The sequence below is a fragment of the Streptomyces sp. NBC_00285 genome, assembly GCF_036174265.1.
Classification (GTDB): Bacteria; Actinomycetota; Actinomycetes; order Streptomycetales; family Streptomycetaceae; genus Streptomyces.
The window spans coordinates 4243889-4258322 of record NZ_CP108055.1 but is presented as its reverse complement, the minus strand read 5'-3'; the positions used below and the strand labels follow the sequence as shown (position 1 = coordinate 4258322).

At 70.4% G+C, this 14434-nt stretch carries 12 protein-coding genes and 2 pseudogenes; 9 read left to right on the top strand and 5 right to left on the bottom strand.

Annotated features, from left to right (window positions below; all coding sequences use genetic code 11):
- The 5 genes and pseudogenes from OHT57_RS19630 to OHT57_RS19610 all read left to right on the top strand — a co-directional run.
- Positions 1-156 (top strand): annotated as a pseudogene (locus OHT57_RS19630) (DUF4442 domain-containing protein); the annotation flags it as partial.
- Between the two features lie 199 nt (positions 157-355).
- The gene (locus tag OHT57_RS19625; protein ID WP_328747752.1) at positions 356-1144 is read left to right on the top strand and encodes an SDR family oxidoreductase; all 789 of its coding nucleotides are present in this window, start codon (positions 356-358) and stop codon (positions 1142-1144) included.
- A gap of 351 nt (positions 1145-1495) precedes the next feature.
- Positions 1496-2530 (top strand): PP2C family protein-serine/threonine phosphatase, encoded by a 1035-nt coding sequence (locus OHT57_RS19620; protein WP_328747751.1) that lies wholly within the window; start codon positions 1496-1498, stop codon positions 2528-2530.
- 84 nt (positions 2531-2614) lie between these two features.
- The gene (locus tag OHT57_RS19615) at positions 2615-4699 is read left to right on the top strand and encodes an ATP-binding protein (protein WP_328747750.1); all 2085 of its coding nucleotides are present in this window, start codon (positions 2615-2617) and stop codon (positions 4697-4699) included.
- A 244-nt stretch (positions 4700-4943) separates the two neighbouring features.
- Positions 4944-5867, top strand: a pseudogene (locus tag OHT57_RS19610) (hydrolase); the annotation flags it as partial.
- Positions 5868-5933: 66 nt separating this feature from the next.
- Here OHT57_RS19610 and OHT57_RS19605 read toward each other — a convergent pair.
- Together OHT57_RS19605 and OHT57_RS19600 are read right to left on the bottom strand one after the other, a co-directional pair.
- A complete protein-coding gene (locus OHT57_RS19605; protein ID WP_328747749.1) occupies positions 5934-6953 on the bottom strand; it encodes an SEC-C domain-containing protein in 1020 nt (339 codons plus the stop codon).
- Positions 6954-7062: 109 nt separating this feature from the next.
- Positions 7063-8535, bottom strand: coding sequence for a beta-1,6-galactanase (locus OHT57_RS19600; protein ID WP_328747748.1), 1473 nt, complete (start codon positions 8533-8535; stop codon positions 7063-7065).
- A gap of 339 nt (positions 8536-8874) precedes the next feature.
- Between OHT57_RS19600 and OHT57_RS19595 the strand changes: the two genes are divergently transcribed.
- The 4 genes from OHT57_RS19595 (at position 8875) to OHT57_RS19580 (ending at position 11859) form a co-directional block, all read left to right on the top strand.
- Complete coding sequence (locus OHT57_RS19595; RefSeq protein WP_328747747.1) at positions 8875-9651, top strand: class E sortase; 777 nt, start codon at positions 8875-8877, stop codon at positions 9649-9651.
- A 112-nt stretch (positions 9652-9763) separates the two neighbouring features.
- Complete coding sequence (locus OHT57_RS19590) at positions 9764-10075, top strand: DUF6412 domain-containing protein (protein ID WP_328747746.1); 312 nt, start codon at positions 9764-9766, stop codon at positions 10073-10075.
- A gap of 87 nt (positions 10076-10162) precedes the next feature.
- Positions 10163-10885 (top strand): YidC/Oxa1 family membrane protein insertase, encoded by a 723-nt coding sequence (locus OHT57_RS19585; protein ID WP_328747745.1) that lies wholly within the window; start codon positions 10163-10165, stop codon positions 10883-10885.
- 116 nt (positions 10886-11001) lie between these two features.
- Positions 11002-11859 (top strand): fumarylacetoacetate hydrolase family protein, encoded by an 858-nt coding sequence (locus OHT57_RS19580; protein ID WP_328747744.1) that lies wholly within the window; start codon positions 11002-11004, stop codon positions 11857-11859.
- Positions 11860-11886: 27 nt separating this feature from the next.
- On the opposite strand, the gene OHT57_RS19575 is transcribed toward OHT57_RS19580, so the two are convergent.
- From OHT57_RS19575 to OHT57_RS19565, 3 genes are all read right to left on the bottom strand, one after another.
- Positions 11887-12759, bottom strand: coding sequence for an LLM class F420-dependent oxidoreductase (locus tag OHT57_RS19575; protein WP_328747743.1), 873 nt, complete (start codon positions 12757-12759; stop codon positions 11887-11889).
- 67 nt (positions 12760-12826) lie between these two features.
- Complete coding sequence (locus OHT57_RS19570; RefSeq protein ID WP_328747742.1) at positions 12827-13336, bottom strand: heme-degrading domain-containing protein; 510 nt, start codon at positions 13334-13336, stop codon at positions 12827-12829.
- Entirely contained in the window at positions 13333-14406 is a 1074-nt protein-coding gene (locus OHT57_RS19565) for a Gfo/Idh/MocA family protein (protein ID WP_328747741.1), read from the bottom strand. The genes OHT57_RS19570 and OHT57_RS19565 overlap by 4 nt, the downstream gene beginning before the upstream one ends.
- Positions 14407-14434 lie beyond the last annotated feature (28 nt).

Below are 14434 nucleotides of genomic sequence, written 5' to 3'. Positions count from 1 at the left end.
GGTGACCACCTCGAAGCGATCGGCACCGTCCTGAAGCCCGGACGCACCCTGACCGTCTGCCAGTTCGAGGTCTACGGCGTCCAGGCCGACGGCGCCCGGAAGCTCGTCGCGAACGGCCGGCAGACCCTGATCCGCGTGAACAGAACCGCTGCATGAGCGGCACCCACACCGCGGTGTCGCCGAGCTCGGCCAGCCACTCCGGATGCGTGAACAGGCGCTTGAAGTGCGACCACCTCGGCGAAGATCAAGTACTGGCGGCTTTTGGGCTTACCTCGGCGCTACCCCAGAAGGGCAATACAGCTAGGGCAAGTTCCTGGACGTTGGGTCTTTACCTACCGCGGCTATGTTGTCGGCCATGACTCGGATCTTCAACAGTGGTCAGCGTTCCCAGCCCTTGACCGCCAAGGTCGTAGTAGTCACCGGCGCAGCCCGAGGGCAAGGAGCCGCTGAGGCTGCCGCCTTGGCTCAGGCGGGGGCCACGGTGATCCGGACGGATGTGCGGCCGGAGGGGGACGCGTGTCGACGCCTCGACGTCAGCAGTGAGGCGGACTGGGCCGAACTCGCCGCCGAGCTCAAGGAGTCGTACGGCCAGGTGCACGGGCTGGTCAACAACGCGGGGATGATTCAGCGGGAGCGGATCGACACTGTTCGGGCTGAGGACTTCGCGCAGGTGCAGGCCGTGAATACCGTGGGGCCGCTGCTCGGAATCCAGTATCTCTCCCCGCTCATGCCGGCCGGGGCGTCCATCGTGAATGTGGGGTCGTCTGCCGCGCTCACCGGGTACTACCCCGTCGCGTACACCGCGAGTAAGTGGGCTCTGCGTGGGGTGTCGAAGGTTGCTGCCATGGAGTTGGGGCCTCGGGGAATTCGGGTCAATACCGTGCATCCCGGGTATATCGAGACCGAGATGACCGCCGGGGCCACGGAGGCATTTCGGGACGCGACCATCGGGGAGACGCCGCTCGGGCGGAGCGGGACCGTTGATGACATCGCGCCGCTTGTGGTGTTTCTGCTTTCCGATGAGTCCTCGTTCATTACCGGTGCGGAGATTCCTGTGGACGGGGGGCTTTCCGCGCACGGTGGGGTCAAGTCCATCTCGGATGCGGTGAGGGCCAGTGCGGCGGGTGCGGGAGAGAGGGAGTAACGGAGTAAGGGCGACTCCAGGCATACCGGCACGGCACGGCACCGCACGGCATGTCACCGCACGGCACCCGCACGACGAGTGCGTCCAGCGCCCGCCGCCGACACCCCCTCCCGCGCAGCCCACCCCGCCAGTTCACGAGAGCCGCATATTTCGGCGCCGCAATGTGCCGGCTTCCAGCCATGGTCAGTCAAGACGCGGCATATTCCGCCAACGCGCCCGGCTCCCCACGACCGTCCGGCATAGTGACGCGCTCACCTTGTGTGAGGAGGTGGGGGACGGTTGGTGACTCGGCGGCGGTACAGGACATCGAGCGCGGTACTGGTGATCCTTACCGGTGGGGTCCTGGTCGCCGTGACCGCTGTGGTGACGGGCCGGCAGCCGGTGCTCGGCATGCTGCTCGTCGGTCCTGTCCTGGCCGGCGCTCGCTTGGGGCCGCGTGCCACCGCCGCCGTCGCGCTCTGGTCCATCGGGCTGTCCGCGGCGATCGACATGTGGAGCGGCGAAGTCCCGCCGCTCGACGCCGTATGCGACGGCCTCGTACTGATTGCCGGTGGTGCCGCCGCCGTCTACGGAGCGGGCCGTCGCGTCGGACGGGAGGCCGAACTGCTCCGTGTCGTGCGGCAGTCGCAGAACGCGGTACTGCGGCCTCTGGCCCTGGAGGTCGGCGGCGTGAGCATCATCTCGCGGCATCACCCCGCGGATCGCAGCGGTCTCAGCGGTGACCTCTACGACCTGGCGCATTCGCCGTACGGGCTGCGTGTGGTGATCGGAGACGTGCGCGGCCATGGCCCGGAGGCGGCCCTGCTGTGCGCGGCCACGGTCAGTGCCTTCCGCGACGGCGCCTACACGACGCCTGGGCTGGTGGATCTGGCCACCCACCTCGACACCCGGATCAGCCCCGAGCTGGGCCCGGAGGACTTCGTCACGGTGGTGCTGGCCGAGTTCGTACCGGGTGAGGTGCGGCTGGTGAACTGCGGGCACCCTGCTCCGCTGCGGGTGGGGCGCCGGGTCGAGCCGCTCCCGCCGAGCCGGTGCTCGCCCCCGCTGGGGTTGCATCCTGTGCCCAGCCTCCAACGGGCCCGGTTCGGAGCCGGGGAACGGCTGCTGCTCTACACCGACGGGCTGAGCGAGGCGCGGGACGCGAACGGGACGATGTTCGACCTGGACAAAGGTGTCCGGCGGGCGCTGTGCCAACCCTTGCTGGAAGAATCGCTCGATGCCCTGGTCTCCCTGGTCACTGCGCATGCCGGCGGCCCGCTCCAGGACGATCTGGCCCTGTTGATCTGCGAACCGCGCGCCGCGGCGCACGCGGACCGGCCGACAGGGCCACGCGGATCCAGCGGATCCAGCGGGCCCAAGGGAGACATACCCGCGCTCGGCACGTGAGCCGCGATCGCTCCCTTCCCGATTCCGCACCGGTACGAGAGCACGAGAGATACGAGAGCACGAGAGAGCCGAGGAGGTACGGCCATGACACAGTCCGGGCAGCAACTGGGGAACCTGCCGACGCGGACCACCACGCTGGTCGGGCGCCACTCGGAGCTGGCCCAGCTGGCGCGGCTGTGCCGGCGTTCGCGGCTGGTGACGCTGACCGGCGTGGGAGGGGTGGGCAAGACCCGCCTGGCCCTGGGCACGGCGCTTCACCAACAGCCCGGATTCACCGGCGGAGTGTGGTGGGTGGAGCTGTCCGGGGTGCGGGAAGGGGCTCTGGTGGCCCACGCGATCGCGGAGGCGCTGCCGCTGGCCGACCAGACCACCCGCCCCATGATCGACGTCGTGGCGGAGTACCTGGCCGACCGGGACGTGCTGCTGGTGCTCGACACCTGTGAACATCTCACGGATGCCTGCGCGATGGCCGCCGAAGTGCTGCTGCGGGCCGCGCCGGGACTGCGCATCCTGGCCACCAGCCGCCGACGGCTGGGACTGATGGTGGAAGAGGCCTTCACCGTCGACCCGTTGCCGGTGCCCCGCCGCGACGACGACACGGCCGACTCGGCGGCGGTGACGCTGCTGGCCCAGCGGGCCGCCGACGCCGTGCCCGGTTTCACCGTGTCCGCCGCCAACGCGGCCCATGTGGCGCACCTGTGCCGGCTCCTCGACGGGCTGCCGCTGGCCATCGAGCTCGCCGCGGCGCGGCTGGCCGAGACCCCCGTGGCCGAACTGGCCGGGCGTCTCGCGGACCGCTTCGAGGTCCTGCACACGGCCGACGGGACGGCGGAGGCGGATCCGCCCTGGCACCGGGCGCTGCGCACCGCGATCGGCTGGAGCCACGAACTGTGCACGCCGGCCGAACGGCTGCTGTGGGCGCGGCTGTCGGTCTTCGCCGGAAGCTTCGACACCGAGGCGGCCGTGGCGGTGTGCTCCGACGAGCACCTGCCCCAAGAGCACATCCCGCGGATCCTCGGCGCGCTCATGGACAACTCCCTCGCCACGTGGCAGCCGACCTCCGACGGTACGGAGCGGTTCCGGATGCTGGACACGCTGCGTGAGTACGGCGCGTACTGGCTGAGTGAGTTGGGAGAGGAGGAACAGCTGCGGCGCCGGCACCTCGCGTACTACCGGGCGTTCGCCCGCCGGGCGGACGCCGCCTGGCTCGGACCAGGGCAGGTCGCGTTGCAGAACCGTGCGACGGACGAGCACGACAACCTGCGCACCGCCCTGGAGTTCGCCCTGGTCCGGCCCGAGGGGCACAACGCGCTGGAGCTGTCGGGAAACCTGTGGTTCTTCTGGCACGCGTGCGGATTCGACAAGGAGGGCCAGCACTACCTGCGGCGGGCCCTGGCCGCGGACAGTGAGCCGTCCCCGGAGCGACTCAAAGCGCTGTGGGCCGAGGCTTTGGTCCTCGTCACTCTCGGTGATCCTCGCGAAGCCGGCGCCCGGGCCCCCGAGATGGCCGCGACGGCCGCCCGGTTCGGCGACGTCGAGGGGGCCGAGCGCGCGCGTTCCATCGAAGCGCTCTCCGCCGTCATGTGCGGCGACGCCGTCCGGGCCGTTCCCCTGGCGCAGGGTGTCCTCGACCGGCACCGGTGCGACCCGCTGGTCCATCCCCCGCTGGCGGCCGCACTCGTGCGTGCCCAGGCGCACATCATGGAAGGCCGCGTCGACGAGGCCGTTGTCCTGCTCGACCACATGCGCGCCGACTGCGACCGGCATGGCGAGCAATGGCTGCGCGCCTACGGCGACTTCATGTGCGCACGGGCCGAGCTGGCACGCGGCCGCCCCGCGACGGCGCTCGCCCATGCCCGGGCGTCCTGGGTCGTCAAGCGGCGGCTGCGGGACCGGCTGGGCATGGCCATGGCCCTGGACGTGCTCGCCGCGGCGGCGGCGGCGGACGGTCGCGCCCGGGACACCGCCCATCTGCTCGGCCTGGCACAACAGTTGTGGGACACCCTCGGCCACCCGCAGATCGGGGTCACCGAATGGACCGCCGCCCGGGACTCCTGCGAGCAGCAGGCCCGGCGCGCCCTCGGCGACGACGCGTACGCCACCGCGTTCCGCGACGGCCACCGCGCCGACCAGGACGAGGCCGATCCGCTCACCCCGTCCAGTGTCTAGCGGGCGGCCGCCTTGGAGGAGCGAGAACCTTCAGTGGTCGTCCCACGCCGCCGTACCCCCGCGTAAGAGATCTACGTGAACCGCCCAGGGACTCTGCCGCCCCCCGCGATCTTCTGTGTACCGTCCTGCCTGTGTTGAGCGGTGGACATGTCAATAGTCCGTTCACTGTTCTACGCGCGAAGAACCGGCCCCCGCACCGGCGTTCCGTACTCCCAACTCGCCCCCCCACACGGAGGTTCACGCGATGCTCGGCATCGGTACCACCACCCCCCGCCGCTTCACCACCGCCCTCACCGTCCTCGGCCTGCTGGCCGCCGGTGCCACCCTTCAGGCGGCCGCCCCCGCCGCCGCTGCCACCACTCACCGTGTGCTCTTCGACAACGGGCACGCCGAGACGGCCGGCAACGCCGACTGGATCATCTCGACCAGCCAGCCCGACCCCACCGGGCAGAACGCCTCGCCCTCCAAGGAGACCGACTGGACCGGGGCGCTGTCCTCCTGGGGCGTCGCCCTCCAGAAGACCGGCTCCTACAGCCTCAAGACCTCGACCAGCGCCCTGACCTACGGCGGCACCGCGGCCACCGACCTCTCCAACTTCGACACGCTCGTGCTGCCCGAGCCCAACGTGCTCTTCACGACCGCCGAGAAGACCGCGCTCATGAACTTCGTGAAGAACGGCGGAGGGCTGTTCATGATCTCCGATCACACCGGTTCCGACCGGAACAACGACGGCAAGGACGCGGTGGCGATCCTCAACGACCTGATGACCAACAACAGCGTCGACTCCACCGACCCGTTCGGCTTCTCCATCGACTCGCTGAACATCAGCTCCGACTACCCGAGCGCCATCAGCGACAGCAGCGACCCCGTCCTGCACGGCTCCTTCGGTGCCGTCACCAAGAGCCTCATCGCCAGCGGCACCACGGCCACCCTCAAGCCCGCCGACAACTCCGGTGTCAAGGGCCTGCTCTACCGCACCGGTTACTCCGGCAACACCGGTGCCTTCTTCCTCACCAGCACCTTCGGCAGCGGCAAGGTCGCCTTCTGGGGCGACAGTTCACCCATCGACGACGGCACCGGCCAGTCCGGCAACACCCTCTACGACGGCTGGAACGACACCGGCGCCACCAACGCCGCCCTCGCCCTCAACACCACGGAGTGGCTGAGCGAGTAGGCCGGACAAAAGAAGGGGCCCGAGGAACCGACCAGCAGTTCCTCGGGCCCGCCCAGGCGCTCACTCCCCGTGGCACTCCCCGTAGACGCGCCCCGAACCGCACCAGCACGCCGTCCCCCGCTGCGGCGGCCACTCCACCGCACGGCCCCGAGCCGCCAGGGTCGTCGCGTACTGGGGGAGCAGGGTCGTGTCCGCCGGGGACGAACCCTCCGACGCCGCGAACGCCTCGTACGAGGGGACCGTGCCCGTCACGATGCCCAGGTTCGCCGTGCCGGAGGCGGACAGTTCGCGCAGGGAGGCCTCTATGGTCGCCAGGTGCTCCTCGTGGGAGGGGTACTCGGACGACAACGACGGGTAGCCGCCCACCAGTTCGGACAGTTCGGAAGCAGGCCAGTGCAGGACCGCCACCGGGAAGGGGCGGGACAGCGCCTCCCTGAACGTGCCGAGTTCGGCCCGCAGTCGGGAGATCTCCGCCTGCAGCTCCGCCGGGTTGTCGGAGCCGAGGGACCACACGCGCTTGGGGTCGTGGAGTTCGTCCAGCGGGACCGGCGAGCCCGACGACGAGTGCAGGGTGTCGGCCAGCATGTCCCACTCGTCGTGGGCGGCGTTCAGCATCCGCCGGACACGGTGGCGTCCGAAGAGCAGCGGGTGGGTGGAGTACGGCGGCTCCGCCACGTCCGTCAGGAGCACCCGCGCCCCTTCCGTGAACGTCTCGTGCGCCTGCTCCAGCTCGTCGTGGGCCTCCAGGGCCTCCGCCACGATCACCCAGGGAGCCGGGTCCCGGGGCGCCGCCGCGCGGACGCCCTCGATGATCGCGCGGGCCTCGGCCTCATGGCCGTACTCCCAGAGGTTCGCGGCCTTCAGGGCACGGACGAGAAACGGGTTCTCCAAGCCGGCCTGTGCGGTCAGCAGGCGGTCGTAGAGGGTGGTCGCCGATGGGCGGTCGCCGGCCAGCTCCAGATGGGCCGCGGCCTGCACGAGCAGGGCTTCGGCGTCCTCGGGATACCGGTCGGCGGTCCGCTCCAGGCGTGCCGCTTCGGCGTTGTGGTCGACGTTCTCGGCAGGCGTGTCGGGGCGCATGGATGACACCGTACTGCCGATCAGTGACATGGGGGGAGAGAGGTGCAGGCCAGGGCCCGGACGGCACGTCGACGGCGTCCGGAACCCGGCCGCACCGGGCCCACCGGGCTCAGATCGTCACACCGTCGATCTGAAGCGTCTGCACGGACTTCGCCGCGAAGGACACCGCCACCGACTTCCCGCTCAGGTAGGTGTTGGAGTACGCCGCGTACTTGTCGCCGCCCGTCGTCACCGTGTTCCAGCGCGGGACCAGGCCGCCGGAGCCGCCGGTGACCGTGGTGAACTTCGACAGGTCGAAGGTCAGGGTCTGGGCCGACGTGGCGGTGTTCAGGGCGACGATGACAAGGCGCTTGGCCGAGGCGTCGTAGGCCGCGACCGCGTTGCTCACACCTGTGTCGATGATCTTCATCCCGGGGCGGATGTGCCGGGCGAACTGGGCCATGACGTAGTACTTCGTCTGGACCGCCGTCGGCTGGAGGGTGGACTGGTCGTACGCGATCATCGCCCAGCCCGACGACGGGTCCATGACCTGCCAGTAGACCCAGGCCGTGGGGTGCAGCCAGCGGAAGTCGTAGAGGAGGTTGAAGGCCATGGTGTAGCCGGTGCCGTCGCTGTCACCGGTCTCCGAGTTCCACAGGGCCTTGCCGGCCGTCGTCACCACGTCCGTGTACAGGAGGTCACGGCGGCCGCCCGAACCCTGGTAGCCGTGGACGTTGACCCGGTTCACATACCCCTTCGTCGTCGAGCTGAAGGCGCTCCAGGTGGTGCGGGCGAGGTCGTAACTCGTCTCGTCCGACGCGGAGATCTTCGTCCCCGTCAGGCCGCGCGCGTCCAACTCGCTACGCATGTACGGCAGTACGGCCGCCTGGACCGTCGAGTCCATGTGGCAGCCCTCCTGGGTGCCGGTCGCCGTCCACCAGGCCGACGAGGGCTCGTTGAAGGGGTCGACCGTCGCGAAGTTCACGCCCCAGTTGTTCTTGGCGTACAGGGCGGTCGCGGCCAGGTGCGAGGCGTGCTGGCGGTAGTTCCAGGTCTGGAGGTTGTTGCCACCGCCCGAGGCACCCGACGGGTTGTGGTTGGAACACATCCACCACATCGGGGAGTTCGCGAAGAGCTCCGAGGTCGCGCCCCTGGACGTCGCCTTCACCAGCATCGCCCGCTGGTTGGCGTCCGCCGTCCAGTCCCAGGCGCTCGACGTCGGGTCCTCGTTGTTCCAGTCCTGCCAGTAGCCCTCGATCTGCTTGAAGGCGGGGATGTTGGCCGACGCGACCATCGACGAGCCGCTCACGGTGTTCCAACTGCTCGCGCCCAGGTTGTAGCGGGCGATGTTCAGGCCGAGACCGGGGAGCGAAGTGCCGTTGTAGGACGTCGACTTGGTGGTGAAGAAGATGTCGGCGAAGTCGTCCCGGGCGCCGAACACGTTCGCCCACCAGGCCAGGGAGGTCCCCCAGCCCTCCCAGGTGCCGTACGACGTGCCCGGGGTGACGGCGATCGTGGCGTCCGCGCGGGCGGTGCCGGTGGCCAGGGCGCTGCCGAGGAGGGTTCCTCCTGCGGCTGTCAGCAGCGTTCTGCGTCGGATCATGGCTGTCTTCTCCACCTCATTGTGGGGCTCGGCCGCTGTCCCTCAACAGCGGCCGAGCAGTGAGAACCAAGTGGCTCGCCCAGCTCTCCCCCGCGTGCCAAGACGAAGCATCAGGTGTGGTGGGTGGGGTTGTCGAGAGGCGTGACAGCGCTTTCTTTCTATCGGGCTTTCTATTTCTCCAACGGTTATGACAAGGGGTGGTCATTCCGGACGGGCTTCTGGGTGGCCCTCCTGGCGAGCTGACAGGCGAGTCCTCAGGCGGGCTTCGGCGGGCAGGAAGCCTGGCCACTTGGCGTCCGAGCCCCTATCGTGCGGGCCCGGTGGAGGGAGACGTACGCCATGCGGGTCGTCGTCCTGGAGCACGGAACCCGGCGCCGCCGTGAGCGTCGCCGACGGGCGTGGTGGACTGGGGGAGAACTCCTGGTCACCGTAGGGATCGTGCTGCTGTTGCTCGTCGTGCACCAGCTGTGGTGGACCAACCGGGAGGCCAAGGAGGGCGCTCAGCGGAAGGTCGAGGCGCTGGAGCGGGAGTGGGGGCGCGGTGGGGGCGCCGACTCCGGTACGGCCGCGTCTTCGGAGCCCGGGTCCCCGTCCTCCTCTCCGGCCGCGGGCGAGGCGAGCGTCCGCGTCACCATCCCGGACGGCACCGTCGCGAACCCCGCAGGGTCCCAGTCGTACGCCGTCCTCACCATCCCCCGCCTCCACCTCCGGGTCCCCGTCGCCGAGGGCGTCGGCAAGCAGAGCGTGCTCAACAAGGGGTACGTCGGCCACTACCGGAACACCCAACAGCCGGGCCAGGCAGGGAACTTCGCGCTCGCCGGGCACCGCAACACCCACGGCGAGCCCTTCCGGTACATCAACCGGCTCGCCCCGAAGGACACCATCCAGGTGGAGACCGAGGCGGCGGTCTACACGTACGTCGTGGACAGGACCCTCCGCCAGACCTCGGCCCGCGACTCGGGGGTGATCCGCCGCACCCCCCGTTCGACGGTCCATCCCGCCTACGGCTACACCAGCCCCGGCTACTACATCACCCTCACCACCTGCACCCCCGAATACACGTCCCGCTACCGGCTGGTGGTGTGGGGCAGGCTCTCCTCGATGCGGCCCCGCTGAGAGTCGCAGCCCCGCTGAGAGTCGCGACCCCCTGCGGTGCGACCGACCTCGCTTGCGGCCGGTCCCGGCCGATCGGGTATAACCGAAGGAGACCGCAGCGAGAGGGGGCGCCATGATCCGCAGCTGGACGAGTGTGCGTCCCGCCGCCGTGCTGCTGCTTCTCGTTCTCGACGTCGTCCTGCTCGACACCGGCAGCCTCTCCGCGGCCGTCGCGCTGGCAGCCACCGCCGCGGCCGGCTCCGCGTTCGCCGCCTGCTCGCTCATCGCCTCGCGCTGCGCGTCCGCCGTACCGCCCACCCGGGTCCGTACGGCCATCCGCGACCGCGACCGCCGCACGGCCTTCCTCCCGCAACGCGACCCCGACGCCAAGGGCCGCCCCCGCCCCCGAGCGCCCGGACACGCCCTCCCGGCGACCGCCGCGTAGGGGACCACTCCTGTAAGGACACCCCGCGCGGGTCGTCATGCCGCCTTCGTCACTTCCGGCACGACGAGACCCCCGGAGGGCTCACCCATGTCCGTCTTCTCCGTGTTCGCAGGACTGGTCCAGGACCTGGCCGACCTGCTCCAGCCGTTCTTCGGCGCCACCGCGGCCGCCGCCGCGATCGTCCTGTTCACCGCGTTCGTACGACTGCTCGTGCACCCCCTGTCCCGCGCCGCCGCCCGCGGCCAGAAGGCCCGCACCAGGCTCCAGCCGAAGATCGCCGAACTGCGCAAGAAGCACAAGGACAGCCCCGAGAAACTGCAGAAGGCGGTGCTGGACCTGCACGCCGAGGAGAAGGTGTCACCGATGTCCGGCTGCCTGCCAGGACTCTTCCAGCTGCCCGCGTTCTTCCTGCTGTACCACCTCTTCTCCAACACGACGATCGGCGGAAAGGCGAACGAACTGCTCGGCCACGAGCTGTTCGCCGCCCCGCTCGGCGGCCGCTGGGCCGACGCCCTCGGTCATGGCGGAGCGTTCGGGGGAGCGGGGCTCGTGTACGTCTGTCTCTTCGCGTTCGTGATCGTGGTGGCGACCTTCAACTACCGCCGTACGAAGCGGATGATGGCCACGAACCCGGTCATGCCGGTGACGGACGGGCAGCCTGTGCCCGGGATGGGCGTGATGAGCAAGGCCATGCCCTTCATGTCCTTCTTCACGCTCTTCACCGTGGCGGTGGTGCCTCTGGCGGCCGCGCTGTACGTGGTGACCAGTTCGACCTGGGCCGCGCTGGAGAGGGCAGCCCTCTACCGCTGACCGGTCCAGTCCGTGAACCGGGTATTGCGGAGCGGACATCGACCTTGGAGGATCGACCAGTCATCCGATGGCTGCACCCGCCGGACGGCACCCCGCGATCTAGGGAGACAGTGATCATGAAGCTGCTGCGAGTCGGTACGGCGGGAACGGAGACGCCCGCCCTGCTCGACGCCGACGGGGTCCTGCGGGACCTGTCCGGTGTCGTGGACGACATCGACGGGACGCTCCTCGCCGACGACGCGGCACTCGGCCGGGTCCGCGCGGCCGCGGAGGCCGGGGAACTGCCCACGCTGGACGCCACCGGGCTGCGGGTCGGGCCGCCGGTCGCGCGCATCGGGAAGATCGTCTGCATCGGCCTGAACTACCACGACCACGCCCGCGAGACGGGCGCCGAGCCGCCCGCCGAGCCGGTGATCTTCTTCAAGGCCGCCGACACCGTGGTCGGTCCCCACGACACGGTCCTGGTCCCGCGGAAGTCGGTGAAGACCGACTGGGAGGTCGAGCTGGCGGTCGTGATCGGCCGTACCGCCCGGTACCTGGAGTCCCCGGAGGACGGGCTCGCGCATGTCGCCGGGTACGCGGTCGCGCACGACGTGTCCGAGCGGGAGTTCCAGATCGAGCGGGGCGGGACCTGGGACAAGGGGAAGAACTGCGAGACGTTCAACCCTCTCGGCCCCTGGCTGGTGACCGCGGACGAGGTCGGCGACCCCCAGGATCTCTCCCTGAAGCTGTGGGTCAACGGGGAGCTGAAGCAGGACGGCACGACCGCCGAGCAGATCTTCCCCGTGGGCGAAGTGGTGCGCTACGTCAGCCAGTTCATGACCCTGTACCCCGGTGACGTCATCAACACCGGTACTCCGGCCGGGGTCGCGCTGGGCGCGCCCGAGCCCAAGCCCTTCCTCCGGGGAGGGGACGTCGTGGAGCTGGAGATCGCCGGACTCGGGCGCCAGCGGCAGGAGTTCAAGGACGCGTAGCCGCTCCGCGCGCAGTCCCCGGTTCGGTCAGGCCAGTAGGGACGCGAGCCTGCGCCAGGCATCCTTCGGGAGGTCGTGGCGTGGGCCGCCGTCCACGATCTGCAGGGCCACGTGGTCCGCGCCCGCATCGAGGAAGTCGTCGACACGGGCCCGGATCGCCGTCTCGTCCCCCCAGGCGAAGACCGCGTCGACCAGACGGTCGCTGCCGCCGTCCTTGATGTCGTCCTCCGTGAAGCCGTTGCGGAGGAAGTTGTTGGTGTAGTTGGGAAGGCCCAGGTAGATGGACAGGTAATTGCGGGCCAGGGTGCGGGCCGTCGTCGGGTCGGATTCGAGGACGACCTTCAACTCCGGCGCCAGCAACGGGACTTCGCCCAGCAGCTCACGGGCCTTGGCGGTCTGCTCCGCGGTCACCAGGTACGGGATGGCGCCGGCCGCGCGGTCCCGGGAGAGCTCCAGTGTCTTCGGGCCCAGCGCCGCCAGGAGGCGGCCGTGCGCGGGGGCGCCGGCCTTGTCGAGGGCGTCCAGGTAGGCGACCAGCGCCGAGTACGGGCGGCGGTACTGGTCCGCGAGCTTGGCGTGACTGACACCGAGGCCCTGGGCGAAGCGGCCGGGGTGGGCCCTGTCGAGCTCGGTGTACCGGGCCGCGGCCACCTCGGGCTCGTGCTCCCAGATGCTCTGGATGCTGGTGCCCACGACGATCCGGGAGGTCGCCTCCAGCAGCGGGACGGCGTGGTCGGCGTCGCTGTTGCCGCCGATCCAGACCGCGCCGTAGCCCAGCTCCTCCAACTCGGCCGCGGCTTCGCCGACTTCGCCGCGGCGGTCCGGGTCCTTCGAGCGCAGCCCGCCGCCGTTCCAGATGCCGTACCGTCCGACGGCTTCCTTCAGGTCCTTCGCGGTCATCGGGTGATCTCCTCCGGTCGGTGTGCCGTCACGGGCGTCAACCGGCGGGTGCCTCGGGATCTTCCCGTCAGTCCCCCGGGCCCAGGAACTGTTCCAGGGCCTCCACGACGAAACGGTGGTCCTGGAGCTGGGGCAGCCCCGACACCGTCACCGTGCCGACGACGCCCACGCCCTCCACCGTGACCGGGAAGGAGCCGCCGTGGGCCGCGTACTCGTCGGGGTCCAGGCGCGAGGACTCCTCGAAGGTGCTGCCCTTGGCGCGGAAGCGGGCGCCGACCAGGTAGGAGGCGGATCCGTAGCGTTCGACGACCCGGCGCTTGCGGTCGATCCACGCGTCGTTGTCCGGGGCCGAGCCGGGGAGGGCGGCATGGAAGAGCTGCTGGCCGCCGCGGTGGATGTCGATGGCGACCGGAGCCTGCCGCTCCCGGGCCAGCTCGACGAGGAGTGAGCCCAGCGCCCAGGCGTCCTCGTACGTGAACTGCCGGAAGACCAGGCGGCGTTCCTGCGCCTCCAGCTCCTCCAGGGGCGGGGTGAGTTCCGGCTGGAACTTCGGGGTCAGCCCGGTGTTGTGCGTCACAGCTGCACCGCCACTTCGTCGCGGGCCGAACGGCGGGCCGCTTCCAGTACGTCGAGGGCGGCGGCCGCCTCCAGCGCGGTCACCGGGTTGGTGCCGCCCTCGGTGAGGGCCCTGGCCACGGCCGCATAGTAAGCCGGGTAGTCGCCGGGGAGGGTGGGCACGGGGCTGCCGCCGCCGGTCGCGGGGGACTCCCCGGAGCCGAGCCGGCCCCACGCCGATTCGGGCTCCCGGCCCCAGTCGGCCGAGGTGCCGGGGCGCTCGCCGTCCCGCAGCGCCGCCTCCTGCGGGTCCAGGCCGTACTTCACATAGCCCGCCTTCGAGCCCAGCACCCGGAAACGGGGGCCGAGTTGGGCGGTGGTGGCGGACATGTACAGATGGGAGCGGACGCCGTTCGCGTGGGTGATCGCGAGGAACGTGTCGTCGTCGACGGAGGCACCCGGGCGGCGGATGTCCGCCTCGGCGTACACGGAGGCGGCGGGCCCGAAGAGGGACAGGGCCTGGTCGACGACGTGGCTGCCGAGGTCGTACAGGAGACCTCCGATCTCTTCGGGGTCACCGGACTCGCGCCAGCCGCCCTTCGGCTGCGGCCGCCACCGCTCGAAACGGGACTCGAACCGCCACACGTCGCCCAGTTCGCCCTCGTCGAGGAGGCGGCGCAGGGTCAGGAAGTCGTTGTCCCAGCGCCGGTTCTGGAAGACGGACAGGAGCAGCCCGCGCTCCTCGGCGAGGGCGGCCAGTGCGCGTGCCTCGGCCGCCGTGCCGGCGATCGGCTTGTCGACCACGACCGGCAGGCCCGCCTCGAGGGCGGTGGTGGCGAGCGGGACGTGCGTCTTGTTGGGGGACGCGATCACGACGAGGTCCAGGTCGGCCGCGCGCGCGAACAGCTCGTCGGCGTCCGCGACCGTACGGACGCCCGGGAACTCGGCGCGGGCCTGTTCCTGGCGCTCGGGGTTCGAGGTGACCACCGTGTCGAGGGTGAGGCCCTCGGTGGCGGCGATCAGCGGGGCGTGGAAGACGGAGCCCGCGAGGCCGTAGCCGACGAGGCCCACGCGGAGGTCAGCAGCAGTCATGCCTCCCACTTTCGCAACGGTGTTGCCA

Excerpts from the sequence above, each read along its gene's own strand:
- OHT57_RS19590 (WP_328747746.1), top strand. The coding sequence starts at position 9,764 with ATGATCCGCAGCTGGACGAGTGTGCGTCCCGCCGCCGTGCTGCTGCTT.
- OHT57_RS19585 (WP_328747745.1), top strand. The coding sequence starts at position 10,163 with ATGTCCGTCTTCTCCGTGTTCGCAGGACTGGTCCAGGACCTGGCCGAC.
- OHT57_RS19575 (WP_328747743.1), bottom strand. The coding sequence starts at position 12,759 with ATGACCGCGAAGGACCTGAAGGAAGCCGTCGGACGGTACGGCATCTGG.
- OHT57_RS19605 (WP_328747749.1), bottom strand. The coding sequence starts at position 6,953 with ATGCGCCCCGACACGCCTGCCGAGAACGTCGACCACAACGCCGAAGCG.
- OHT57_RS19600 (WP_328747748.1), bottom strand. The coding sequence starts at position 8,535 with ATGATCCGACGCAGAACGCTGCTGACAGCCGCAGGAGGAACCCTCCTC.
- OHT57_RS19580 (WP_328747744.1), top strand. The coding sequence starts at position 11,002 with ATGAAGCTGCTGCGAGTCGGTACGGCGGGAACGGAGACGCCCGCCCTG.
- OHT57_RS19625 (WP_328747752.1), top strand. The coding sequence starts at position 356 with ATGACTCGGATCTTCAACAGTGGTCAGCGTTCCCAGCCCTTGACCGCC.
- OHT57_RS19595 (WP_328747747.1), top strand. The coding sequence starts at position 8,875 with ATGCGGGTCGTCGTCCTGGAGCACGGAACCCGGCGCCGCCGTGAGCGT.
- OHT57_RS19565 (WP_328747741.1), bottom strand. The coding sequence starts at position 14,406 with ATGACTGCTGCTGACCTCCGCGTGGGCCTCGTCGGCTACGGCCTCGCG.
- OHT57_RS19615 (WP_328747750.1), top strand. The coding sequence starts at position 2,615 with ATGACACAGTCCGGGCAGCAACTGGGGAACCTGCCGACGCGGACCACC.